This window comes from Devosia sp. XGJD_8, assembly GCF_046614475.1.
GTDB lineage: Bacteria > Pseudomonadota > Alphaproteobacteria > Rhizobiales > Devosiaceae > Devosia.
Genome location: NZ_JBKJHF010000001.1, coordinates 2,474,158 through 2,485,916, shown reverse-complemented (window position 1 = coordinate 2,485,916; position 11,759 = coordinate 2,474,158). Strand labels below are relative to the sequence as shown.

Sequence of the window (11,759 nt, the reverse complement as noted above, 5' to 3'; positions counted from 1 at the left end):
TATGCCATGATTGGCGCAAGCGCATTTGATCGCGCTTGCCCTTTTGCGGGCGCGGCGTTCAGCGCCGGGTGACCATGGCGAAGAAGCGGTCCTGCTCGACGCGATCCTCGGCGAAGACGCCGGTGAAGCGATGGGTAATGGTGGCGGCACCATGGGCGCGGACGCCGCGCATCGACATGCACATGTGTTCCGCCTCGAGCATGACGGCGACGCCGCGCGGACCAAGATGCTCGTTGATGGCATCGACGATCTGCGCGGTGAGATTTTCCTGGGTCTGCAGGCGGCGGGAGAAGACGTCGACCAGCCGCGCCAGCTTGGACAGGCCCACCACGCCCTCCTGGGGGAGATAGGCGATGTGGGCCTTGCCGACGAAGGGCACCATGTGGTGCTCGCAATGGGAGCTGAAGGGAATATCGCGCACCAGCACGATGTCGTCGTAACCGCCGACTTCCTTGAAGGTCTTGTTCAGGATCTCGCCGGCATCCTGCTCGTAGCCGGCAAAGAATTCGCCAAAGGCGCGGGTCACGCGGGCCGGGGTTTCCAGCAGCCCTTCGCGCAGCGGATTGTCGCCGGCCCAGGCGATCAGCGTGCGCACGGCAGCTTCCGCTTCTTCTGAGGTAGGGCGTGGAAAGGGTGCGGTTGCAGTCAGCGGGGTGGCGCCGACAGGCTTGGTGCGGGCATCCATCGTGGTCAGCTCCTTGCGCTTGGCCATTCTACGAGACCAGAGCGATTTTGGACCAGTGGGGTACGACAGCCCTGACAGTCCGCTTGCCAGACCCTATATAGAAGCCAGTGACGACAGTCACAAGAAACAGAATTGTGCGTTTTATGGAACTCAGCGATCTCTATTCCCAAAAGATACTCGACCTTGCGGGAAATGCGCGCCAGCCCGGCAGACTGGCCCAGCCGGGCGCCAGTTCGCGCAAGGTGAGCCGGGTCTGCGGATCGGTGATCGAGGTCGACCTGATCGTGCGCGACGGGGTGATCGTGGACTATGGCCACGAGATTTCGGCCTGCGCGCTGGGGCAGACTTCTGCAGCGGTCGTGGCGCGCGAGATTGTGGGGACACCGGTCGGCGAATTCCGCCAGGTGCGCGAGCAGATGCACGCCATGCTCAAGAGTGACGGCACGCCGCCTGAAGGCAAGTGGAGCGACCTGGGCTATCTCGAACCGGTGCGTGAGTACCGGGCGCGGCACATGTCGACGCTGCTGGTGTTCGATGCGGTGGTGGATGCGATCGAAAAGATCGAGTCCGCAGAATCGGTTGCGGCTGCCGGCTGATGGAAAGAGTCATGGGCTTCATCTGGCGGGTGATCGACCTGCCGTTCAAGTTCGCCGCCGTGCTGCTGATCACCATCTATCGCTATACGCTCTCGGCCTTTGTGGGGCGGAGCTGCCGGCATCTGCCGACCTGCTCGGAATATACCAGCGACGCGATCTGGAAATTCGGCTTCTGGCCGGGCGGCTGGATGGGTCTGGCGCGGTTCACGCGGTGCCGGCCGGGGGGCACGCATGGCTATGATCCGGTGCCAGAGACGGTGCCGGATGGGGCGCGGTGGTATCTGCCGTGGCGCTACGGGACCTGGAGGGGAGCGGGGCATGAGCACAAGCATTAGCGGGTCGTGTCTGTGCGGCGCGGTCAGATATTCCGTGCCGGACGAATTTCACGCAGCCTTCAACTGCCATTGCTCGCTGTGCCGGCGCGCCACGGGCGCGGCATTCAAGCCGATGGCGGCAATCCGCTTCGACAAGATCACCCTGACGCATGGGCAGGCCGATGTTCTGATCTATGGCGACCGGGACGGCACGCATGATGTTCATTGCCGGCATTGCGGCTCGTTTCTCTATTCGCACATCGCCGCAAACGGCAACGGCCATGTGGCGATGGGTACGCTGATCGACACGCCCAGCATCAAGCCGCAATTCCACATGTTCGTGGGGTCCAAGGCGCCGTGGCATGAGATCACCGACGACCTGCCGCAGTTCGAGGGTCTGCCGGTATAGGGCGGGGCGCCTGGGGCATACGCCGGCCTCCCGGATCGGGGGTTGGGCGGGATCCCTGGCGGTTGGACTATCTCGGGATGGATCCCGGCCTTCGCCGGGATGACATCGCGTTTTTGGTACGCTCTGCGGCTGGCATAGGCGGAAAACCGTGCTAGACAGGCGCCCTTGCAGCGATTTCCGCTGCATCCAATCCATTTCTGGAGACCTAAAATGACGATCAAGGTGACGTTCCCCGACGGTGCAGCTCGCGACTATGCGCGTGGCACCACCGGGACCACCGTGGTCGAAGGCATCTCCAAGAGCCTGGCCAAGAAGACGGTCGCCATGCGCTGGAACGGCGTGCTCAGCGATCTCAGCGATCCGCTGGAGGCTGATGGCAAGATCGAGTTCGTGACGCGCGACAGCGGGTCCAAGGATGTGCTGGAGCTGATCCGGCACGATGCGGCGCATGTGCTGGCGGAAGCCGTGCAGGAGCTGTGGCCCGGCACGCAGGTGACGATCGGTCCGGTGATCGAGAACGGCTTCTATTACGACTTCAAGCGAGACGAGCCCTTCTCGGAAGAGGATTTTCCGGCCATCGAGAAGAAGATGGCCGAGATCATCGATCGGGGCGCGGCCTTCTCCAAGGAAATCTGGACGCGCGACCAGGCCAAGGACTTCTTCCGCACCAAGGGCGAGGAGTTCAAGGTGGAACTGGTCGATGCCATTCCGGCCGACCAGTCGCTGAAGATGTACAAGCAGGGCCAGTGGATCGACCTGTGCCGCGGGCCGCATATGCGGACCGTGAAGGATGTCGGCATGGCGTTCAAGCTGACCAAGGTGGCCGGCGCCTATTGGCGTGGCGACAGCAACAATCCGGTGCTGAGCCGCATCTATGGGACCGCCTTCGCCACCAAGGAAGAGCTCGAGGCCTATCTCCACATGGTGGAAGAGGCCGAGAAGCGCGACCACCGCAAGATCGGCCAGGAAATGGACCTCTACCACTTCCAGCCGGAAGCGCAGGGGTCGGTGTTCTGGCACCCGAAAGGCTATGTGCTCTACAACCAGATGGAGGCCTATATCCGCCGCCGTCTGAACTCGTCGGGCTATGTCGAGGTCAAGACGCCGCAACTGATGAGCTCCAAATTCTGGGAGCAGTCGGGCCATTGGGGCAAGTACCGCGAAAACATGTTCGTGGTGCCCGACGAAGTGCCCGGCACGGAAGAAGAGGGGCCAGTCCTCAGCGGCAAGGGCGACCTGATGGCGCTCAAGCCGATGAACTGCCCGGCACACGTTCAGATCTTCAACCAGGGCATCAAGAGCTACCGCGATCTGCCTCTGCGCATGGCGGAATTTGGCTGCTGCCACCGCAACGAGGCACATGGTGCGCTGCACGGGCTGATGCGCGTGCGGCAGATGACGCAGGACGATGCGCACATCTTCTGCCGCGAGGACCAGATCCAGAGCGAGACCGAGCATTTCGTGCATCTGCTCTATTCGGTCTATGGCCATATGGGCTTCGACAACGTCGTCATCAAACTGGCGACGCGGCCGGAAAAGTTCGGCGGCACCATCGAGCGCTGGGATGCGGCCGAGAGGGCGCTGGGCGATGCCCTGCGCGCGACCGGCTATGATTTCGAGATCGCCGAGGGCGAGGGCGCCTTCTATGCGCCCAAGCTCGAATTCCACCTCAAGGACGCCATCGGGCGGAGCTGGCAGGTGGGCACGCTGCAGCTCGACTATGTGCTGCCCGAACGGCTGGACGCGACCTATGTCGCCGAAGACGGTTCGCGCCAGTATGCGGTGATGCTGCACCGGGCGATCCTGGGCTCGCTGGAGCGCTTCATCGGCATGATGATCGAGAACTATGCCGGCAGGATGCCGATGTGGCTGGCGCCGACCCAGGTTGTCGTCGCGACCATCGTGTCGGAAGCCGACGGCTATGCCGAAGGGCTGGTGCGCCAGCTCAAGGCGGCCGGCATTCGTGCCGAGCTCGACACCCGCAACGAGAAGATCAACTACAAGGTGCGCGAGCATTCGGTCGGCAAGGTGCCGCTGATGTTCGTGGTGGGCAAGCGCGAGGCCGAGGAGGGGACCGTTTCGGTCCGCCGCCTGGGCACCGAGGGCCAGAAGGTGGAGCCGTTCATGGACGCGCTGGTCGCGCTCATGGCGGAAGCGACCGCACCTGATCTCAAGGCAGCAAAGGCCGCCTGATGCCGCAGCGTCCGTCCAACCGCGAGATCAAGGCCCTGACGCATCTCGGTGAAGAGAATGCGTTGGGGCCGGGCGACTTCAAGGATATCGGCGAAAAGGTTTTCGCCGGTATGCTCAAGAAGGGCTGGGTGGTCGAGGCCGAGGGCATGCCGGGCAAGTACCGGGCGACCATCAAGGGGCTGACCATCCACGAGGGTGAGATCATCTTCGCGGGGCGGTACAGGAACTAGTTCGGCTAGAGCTATGGCTCTAGCCCTCACCTAACCTCCCCCTGAAGGGGGAGGGACCGTCTTGTGGATTTGGCTCGATCGCGCCAAAAACTCGATCTGTTCCTCCCCTTTCAGGGGGAGGTTAGGAGGGGACTATTTCATGCCAGACCTGATCCCCATCACCCGCTCCATTTCCATCGATCCGTCGGAGATCGAGGAGACATTCGTGCGGGCGTCGGGGCCGGGCGGTCAGAATGTCAACAAGGTGTCGAGCGCGGTGCAGCTGCGCTTTGACCTGGCCAATTCGCCCTCCATTCCCGAGCCGATGAAGCGGCGCGTGGCTGTACTGGCGGGCAAGCGGCTGACCAAGCAGGGCGTCATCGTCATCACCGCCAATTCGCATCGCGACCAGCCGATGAACCGGGCTGACGCGCTGGAGCGGCTGGTGGGGCTGCTGGTGGCGGGCGCGCATGTGCCCAAGGCCCGCATTGCCACGCGGCCGACCCTTGGATCCAAGCAAAGGCGGCTGGAGGCGAAATCGGTGCGCTCCGAGGTCAAGCGGATGCGCAGCAATCCATCGGACGGACAGTGATTGCCATTGCCGCGCGGCAAGTTGGCTAGCGACAGCGGAAGACGGGCCAACTATTCTTGCGGTCGTGGTCCAGAGGGGTGCTCGCCATGAAGATTGCCATTGCCGGCGCCGGTTATGTTGGATTGGTCACCGGCGTATGCCTGGCCGATTTTGGCCATGACGTGGTCTGCATCGACAAGGACCAGAGCAGGATAGACGCGCTGGAGCGCGGCGAAATTCCGATCTACGAGCCGGGGCTGGCCGAACTCGTCGCCAGCAATGTTGGCGCGGGGCGCCTGTCCTTCACCACGGACCTGGCGAGCGCAGTGGGCGCGGCCGAGGTGGTGTTCATCGCGGTTGGGACGCCATCGCGGCGCGGCGATGGGCACGCGGACCTCAGCTATGTGCACGAGGCGGCGCGGGAGATCGCCGCCAGTGTCGCGGGCTTCACGGTGGTGGTGACCAAATCAACCGTGCCGGTGGGAACAGGCGACGCGGTCGCGGGAATCATTGCAGCTGCCCGGCCGGATGCCGACGTGGCGGTGGTCTCCAACCCCGAATTCCTGCGTGAAGGCGCGGCCATCGACGATTTCAAGCGGCCTGACCGGATCGTGGTCGGGCTGGAGGATGAGCGGGCCAGGGCAGTGATGGCGGAGGTCTATCGGCCGCTTTACCTCAACCAGGCGCCGCTGATGTTCACCAACCGGCGCACGGCCGAGCTGATCAAATATGCGGCCAATGCCTTCCTGGCGATGAAGATCACCTTCATCAACGAGATGGCCGATCTCTGTGAGGCGGCGGGCGCCGATGTGCAGCAGGTGGCGCGGGGCATGGGGCTCGACAATCGCATCGGGGGGAAATTCCTGCATGCGGGGCCGGGCTATGGCGGGTCGTGCTTTCCCAAGGATACGCAGGCGCTGATCCGGATCGGTCAGGATTTCGACAGCCCGATGCGGCTGGTCGAGACCACGGTCGCTGTCAACAGTGCGCGCCGGCAGGCCATGGCGGGTCGGGTGATTGCCGCCTGCGGCGGCGATGTGCGCGGCAAGACCATTGGCGTCCTGGGCCTGACGTTCAAGCCCAATACCGACGACATGCGCGAGGCGGCGTCGATCGACATCATCGAGGGGCTGCTGGCGGCCGGCGCGCGCGTTGCCGCCTATGACCCGCAGGGCATGCGGGCGGCGCGGAAGCTGCTCGCGGGCGTGGACTTCGGCAGCAGCGCCTATGATGTGGCCGAGGGGGCCGATGCGCTGGTGCTCGTCACCGAATGGAACGAGTTCCGCTCGCTGGACCTGGCGCGGCTGCATGGGCTGATGCGCACGCCCGTGCTGGTCGACCTGCGCAATGTCTATCGCCACGACGAGGTGGCGCGGCACGGCTTTGACTATAGCAGCATCGGCCGTCCGGCCGGGCTGAGCGCGCAAGGCGGCGCGGCGGAGGCGGCGGAGTGAGGATTTTCATCACCGGGGCGGCCGGCTTCATCGGCTTTCACCTGGCGCAGCGGCTGCTGGCCGACGGACACACCGTGACGGGCTATGACGGGATGACCAACTATTACGACCCGGCGCTCAAGCGCGCGCGGCTGGCCATGCTCGCCGGGCATGCGCGGTTCGTGCTGATCGAGGGCATGCTGGAGGATGCGGCGCGGCTGCGCGAGGGGCTGGCGCAGAGTGGGGCCGAGGTGGTGCTGCACCTGGCCGCGCAGGCGGGGGTGCGCTACAGCCTCGAGCAACCGCAGAGCTATATCCAGTCCAATGTGGTGGGCACGGCCAACCTGCTCGAAGCGCTGCGGGCGCTGCCGCCCAAGCACCTGATCTTTGCCTCGACCAGCTCGATCTATGGCGGCAATTCCAAGGTGCCCTTTGCCGAGACGGACCGGGCGGACGGGCCGGTGTCGCTTTATGCGGCGACCAAGAAATCGGGCGAGGCGATGGTGCATGCCTATGCGCATCTGTTCGGTATCCCCGCGACCTGCGTGCGGTTCTTCACGGTCTATGGGCCGTGGAGCCGGCCGGACATGGCGCCGCTCAAATTTGCCACGGCGATGATGGAGGGGCGGCCGATCGACGTCTATGGCTTTGGCCGGATGCGGCGGGATTTCACCTTTGTCGACGATCTGGTGGATGCCATTGCCCGGCTGATGGAGCGGGCGCCGGAAACGGGCAAGGGCGTCGCGCATGACAGCCTGTCGGAGGTTGCGCCATTTCGCATCGTCAATATCGGCGGTGGGCGGCCGACCGAGCTCATGGACTTCATAAGCGCGCTGGAGCGGGCGCTGGGCGTCAAGGCGCAGCTCAACCTGCTGCCGATGCAGCCGGGCGATGTGGTGGCGACGGAGGCCGACACGGACCTGCTGCAGGCGCTCATAGGTGCAATGCCGCAAACCCCGGTGGACGTCGGGGTGGCCCGCTTCGTAGCATGGTTCAAGAGCTATAACGGCTACGCGTGAGAGCAGGAGAGACGGGATTGGCAACGAGCAGCCTCAAATTCGGCACCAGCGGTCTGCGCGGCCTGGCATTGGACCTCGAGGGGCAGGCGGCGCGGCGCTATACTGCGGCGTTCTTGCGGCATGTCGCAGCGCTGGGCGAGAGCGGCGGCGGGCGGGTATTCCTTGGGCGCGATTTTCGTCCGTCGAGCCCTGCGATCGCGGCTGACTGCGCGGCTGCCATTGCCGAGGCCGGGATGGAGCCAGTGGATTGCGGGGCCATTCCGACGCCGGCGCTGGCCTGCCATGCGATGGCGGCGGGGTGCGCTGCAATCATGATCACGGGCAGCCATATTCCAGCGGACAGGAACGGGCTGAAGTTCTACCTGCCGAGCGGAGAAATCAGCAAGGCGGACGAGGCTGGCATTCTGTCGGCGCTGAGCGATGCGTCAGTGGGCGATTTGGGCGTTGCGATTGCCGACGAGTCAGCGTTGGCCAGCGCGCGGTATTTCGAGCGTTTTGCCGGGCTGCTGGCGGCCGGGGCATTGACGGGCTGGAGGATCGGGGTCTTCGAGCATTCCAGCGTTGCGCGCGATGTGCTGACGGCAATCCTTCGGCATTTCGGCGCCGAGACCGTCAGTTTGGGGCGGACAGAGCAATTTGTCGCGGTGGATACGGAGGCCTTCGGCGACACGGTTTTCGCACCCCTGCCGGGCTGGGTGTCCGAGCATCGGCTGGATGCGATCGTGTCGGCCGACGGCGATGGCGACCGGCCACTGCTGATGGATGGCATGGGGCAATTCGTGCGCGGCGATGTGCTGGGGCTCATTTCGGCGCGCTATCTCGGTGCGCAGACGGTGGTCACCCCCGTCACCTCGAACTCCGGCATCGAGCGGACGGGCGCCTTTTCGCGCGTGGTCCGGACGCGCGTGGGATCACCCTATGTGATTGAGGCCATGACAGGTGCGCAAGGCTCGGTGATCGGGTTCGAGGCCAATGGCGGGACCTTCGTGGGCGACGGCGTGCATGCGGCCGGCGTGGCCCTGCCAGCGCTGCCGACGCGCGACGCGGTTTTACCCCTGTTGTGCGTGCTGGGCCTCGCGGCAGGGAAGGGGCGGCCGGTTGCTGAGATCGTGGCGGACTTGCCGCTCCAGCATGCGCTGGCGGATCGGCTGCAGGAGGTGCCCAGCGAGCGCAGCGGGGCTTTCCTGTCGCGTCTGGCCGGCGACGACGCCTATGCCCGGGCGCTGTTCGCGCCGCATGGCATTACGGGCCTGTCCCAGATCGATGGATTGCAGTTTCGGACCGCGGCGGGGGACATGGTGCATTTCCGAGCGTCGGGCAATGCGCCCGAACTGCGCTGCTATGTCGAGGGCAGTACGCCCGAGGTTGCAGAAGCCCTGCTGGCCTGGGGCATGGGTGTCGCAGCGCGCGAAGTCGCCTGAAAGAAGAAGGGCCGCTGTTGGCGGCCCTTTTTGTTTTATTTCGCGGTGGCGTCGATGGTGACTTTGCCGATGAGGGTGGTGGGGTCGGTTTCGGCGGCGATGAAGTCCAGCATGCCGAGGCCGGGGGCTTCCTTGGCGGTCATCTCGATGGTGAGATACTTGGCCTTGCCGCTGACGAAGGCGTTGAGCGCTGCCCCGACCTTCTGGGCTTCGGCGGCGCCGGCCAGGAGGCCCACGACGGTGCCTTCGGCGAGCCCGGCGAAGACCGGGCGCATGGTGGCCGGGTCGGAGCCCTGATCGGCTGCTACGCGGGCGAGGATGATATCGGCGAGACCGGCATCGGTGACGTCGAGCTTGAGGTGGCTGATGGCCACGGCCATAGCCGCGGCAAGCGCCTGATCCTCGTCGACGCTGAACAGCGCGTCGGTGGCATTGGTGATGGTGCCGGCCAGGGCAACGGTGGCGAGGTTGGCGCCGGTGATCGAGACTTCGTCGACCGCGATGGTGTTGTCCGCCTCGTTCCACGATGCATCGATGGCAAAGCCGGCGTCGATATTGGTGACGCCGAGGTCGATCAGCTGCTTGACCTGCTCATCGCCGGAATTCTCCGGCAGGTCGATGACGATATTGCTGGCCGTGGTCAGAAGGTCGGTGGGGATGCCGTTGTAATAGGCGCCCAGCGTCAGATCAAAGGCGCCGATGCTGGCGGAGATGCGTTCGCCATCGCTTTCCGGATCGGGGACGTCGACCAGCACATCGCTGAAGGAGAAGCCGGTAAAGGCGGGGATCAGCGAGCGGGCATTGTCGGTGAACCAGGCTTCGTCGATCGCCTCGGGCGCAGCCTCTATGGCGGCGATTGGGCCGCTGAAATCCATTTCCTTGATCGTGATATTGCCGACCTGAACCGTGCCGTCGCCTTCCACGGTGACATCGAGGCCATCCATGGCGATGGAGGGGTAGATGCCGGGGCTCATGGCGCCCATCGACATGCCCGCGACGGTGAAGCTGAGGGGACGATCCTCGTCATCGACGCCGGAGCACTCGAAACCCTCGAACTCGGCTGGCGAGGTCTCGAAGGCGGTGAAGAGGTCCACATACATGCGCAAAGCTGCACCCACCGTCTCGGGCGACGGGTCATCTTCCTGCGCCTCGAGGCTCTCGGCCAGCGCCATGATCTCGGCGAAGGAGTAGTTGAGCGGGCGAGCCTTGAACTCGGCGGCGGTCATGGCACCCATGGTGCAGCTGACATCGGGCGCCTCAAAGGTGCCGCCATCGAAGCGGAAGTCGGTGTAGATGGTTTCAAGCTCGGTCTGGCCGCCGCCATCAACCAGGCCATAGAGGCCCAGAACGCCACCGATGTTGAAGTTGGCGGCCGACAGCACGCCAAAATCAGCCGAGCCGTCATCGCCGGCATCGACGGTCATGCCCGACAGGGTCACCGAAGCGGCAATGCCGTCGGTGATGTCGGTAAGTTCGAGATCGGCGAAGATGATGGTGGCTTCACTCGTTTTGCCATCAACCGTCGTGGTGGTCTCCAGCATGATTTCCGGAATGGTGATGCTGGTGGCGGTCAGGCCGGCAAGGGCGTCGGCATTTTCGGCCAGGGCGCCGCTGAAGATGGCGCGGAGCGTCTCGTCATCGACATTGGAGTCGAGGGCGTCGATGCTGGGAATTTCGACATTGAAGCTGGACGCCACCGCCGTGGTTTCCGCAGCAGGCTGGGACTTGGTCTTGGTCTTTTGCGCCCATGCCGCGCCCGCCGGCAGGGCGACGCTCAAGAGGGCTGCAGTGGCAAGAATGCCCAGACGCTGCCGGACCGTGGTGCTGAACAGCATGATAATTCTCTCCCGCTTTGGTTGGCGGCAATTTGGGCCATTGGCCGCGCCGCTTCAATAGGCAAACCGCCGGTGGCCGATCAGTAGACCTGGGTCAGCACTTCGATTTCGCGGACCGAACCGGCCTGAACCTGGAACTCGCGGTTGAAGACCTGCTCGCCCTGCTTGGCGAGAACGAGATAATCCCCCTCAGCCAGCACGGTGGAAGGGAAGGCGCCCAGTTCGGAGAACACGGTGGCGCCATCGGCGGTCTTGACGGTCCAATCCACATCCGCGATGGCCTCGCCACCTTCCTCTGAGACCAGCTTGAAGGAGACTTCGCTGGCGTGATGATAGAGCGTCGCATCGGTCAACTGGCCAGGCTCAACCCGCAGATCGGCGCGGACCACGGCGTTCACCGTGCCGAAATAGGAGACGATGTGATAGGTGCCGGCATTGAGGGTGACGATGTCGTTGGGCAGCAGGCCCTCGGCGACGAGCGTGCGATCGCCCTCATCGCCGGCAGTGAAGATATCGAATTTCAGCAGGCCCGAGGGAATGGCGATATCGCCGGTGACCGCCGAATTGAGGCGGAGGGCGCCGGCTTCCAGAATGAAGTCCTTGGCATTGGTGCCGGTCGTGACCGACAGCGGCTCGCTGGTCTGGGCCCGGCCATAGGCGACATGCACGACATATTCGCCAGGCGGCAGCTCGACCGTGGGCGCGCCCAGGTCGGACTTGGCGACGAGGGCCAGTTCGCCGCTGGCGTCGGGCTGGGTATCGAAGATGCGCCAGACCAGGCCGTCGGGGATGGGCGTGCCATCCTGGGTGATGCGGGCGCTGAGCGTCACCGGCTGCGGCACCGAGGTGAGAGCCTCGATGGCTTGCGTGGCAGGCGTTGCCGGTTCGCCCGGGCGTGGCGCGGGGCGTGGGGGCAGGCTGTCGGGATCAGGCCGGGGGCGCGGCATGGGGGGCATTTCCGCCGCGTCTTCCTGCGCGCTCGCGACGGTGGCGATCAATGGGATGACGGGCGCCGCGACAGCCAGCATGAGCAGCAGGGCTAATATGGGTCGCAGGCGCATCGGGTCTCCCTGG

General features: G+C 64.8%; 12 protein-coding genes. 9 read left to right on the top strand and 3 right to left on the bottom strand.

The window, feature by feature from the left end:
- Positions 1-58: 58 nt before the first annotated feature.
- The gene (gene folE, locus ACLI1C_RS11805) at positions 59-685 is read right to left on the bottom strand and encodes a GTP cyclohydrolase I FolE (RefSeq protein ID WP_411398312.1); all 627 of its coding nucleotides are present in this window, start codon (positions 683-685) and stop codon (positions 59-61) included.
- A gap of 143 nt (positions 686-828) precedes the next feature.
- Here folE and ACLI1C_RS11800 point away from each other — a divergent pair, with 143 nt between their 5' ends.
- The 9 genes from ACLI1C_RS11800 to ACLI1C_RS11760 all read left to right on the top strand — a co-directional run bounded on the left by ACLI1C_RS11800 (position 829) and on the right by ACLI1C_RS11760 (position 8,850).
- Positions 829-1,281, top strand: coding sequence for an iron-sulfur cluster assembly scaffold protein (locus tag ACLI1C_RS11800; RefSeq protein ID WP_411397054.1), 453 nt, complete (start codon positions 829-831; stop codon positions 1,279-1,281).
- Between the two features lie 11 nt (positions 1,282-1,292).
- Entirely contained in the window at positions 1,293-1,616 is a 324-nt protein-coding gene (gene yidD / locus ACLI1C_RS11795; RefSeq protein WP_411397052.1) for a membrane protein insertion efficiency factor YidD, read from the top strand.
- Positions 1,600-2,004: a GFA family protein gene (locus ACLI1C_RS11790; protein ID WP_411397050.1), complete on the top strand. Its 405-nt coding sequence runs from the start codon at positions 1,600-1,602 to the stop codon at positions 2,002-2,004. The genes yidD and ACLI1C_RS11790 overlap by 17 nt, the downstream gene beginning before the upstream one ends.
- Before the next feature lie 210 nt (positions 2,005-2,214).
- Positions 2,215-4,197 carry a threonine--tRNA ligase gene (gene thrS, locus ACLI1C_RS11785; protein WP_411397048.1) on the top strand — a complete coding sequence of 661 codons (1,983 nt, stop codon included), beginning with the start codon at positions 2,215-2,217 and terminating at the stop codon, positions 4,195-4,197.
- Positions 4,197-4,427: a hypothetical protein gene (locus ACLI1C_RS11780; protein WP_411397047.1), complete on the top strand. Its 231-nt coding sequence runs from the start codon at positions 4,197-4,199 to the stop codon at positions 4,425-4,427. The genes thrS and ACLI1C_RS11780 overlap by 1 nt, the downstream gene beginning before the upstream one ends.
- Before the next feature lie 139 nt (positions 4,428-4,566).
- A complete protein-coding gene (gene arfB, locus ACLI1C_RS11775) occupies positions 4,567-4,998 on the top strand; it encodes an alternative ribosome rescue aminoacyl-tRNA hydrolase ArfB (protein ID WP_411397045.1) in 432 nt (143 codons plus the stop codon).
- Between the two features lie 86 nt (positions 4,999-5,084).
- On the top strand, positions 5,085-6,431 hold the full coding sequence (locus ACLI1C_RS11770) for a UDP-glucose dehydrogenase family protein (RefSeq protein WP_411397044.1): 1,347 nt from the start codon (positions 5,085-5,087) through the stop codon (positions 6,429-6,431).
- Positions 6,428-7,429 (top strand): NAD-dependent epimerase/dehydratase family protein, encoded by a 1,002-nt coding sequence (locus ACLI1C_RS11765; protein WP_411397043.1) that lies wholly within the window; start codon positions 6,428-6,430, stop codon positions 7,427-7,429. The genes ACLI1C_RS11770 and ACLI1C_RS11765 overlap by 4 nt, the downstream gene beginning before the upstream one ends.
- Positions 7,430-7,446: 17 nt before the next feature.
- Positions 7,447-8,850: a phosphomannomutase gene (locus ACLI1C_RS11760; protein WP_411397041.1), complete on the top strand. Its 1,404-nt coding sequence runs from the start codon at positions 7,447-7,449 to the stop codon at positions 8,848-8,850.
- Between the two features lie 35 nt (positions 8,851-8,885).
- Here the strand turns inward: ACLI1C_RS11760 and ACLI1C_RS11755 are convergent, their stop codons facing one another.
- The gene (locus ACLI1C_RS11755) at positions 8,886-10,685 is read right to left on the bottom strand and encodes a hypothetical protein (RefSeq protein WP_411397039.1); all 1,800 of its coding nucleotides are present in this window, start codon (positions 10,683-10,685) and stop codon (positions 8,886-8,888) included.
- Between the two features lie 80 nt (positions 10,686-10,765).
- A complete protein-coding gene (locus ACLI1C_RS11750; protein WP_411397037.1) occupies positions 10,766-11,746 on the bottom strand; it encodes a hypothetical protein in 981 nt (326 codons plus the stop codon).
- Positions 11,747-11,759 lie beyond the last annotated feature (13 nt).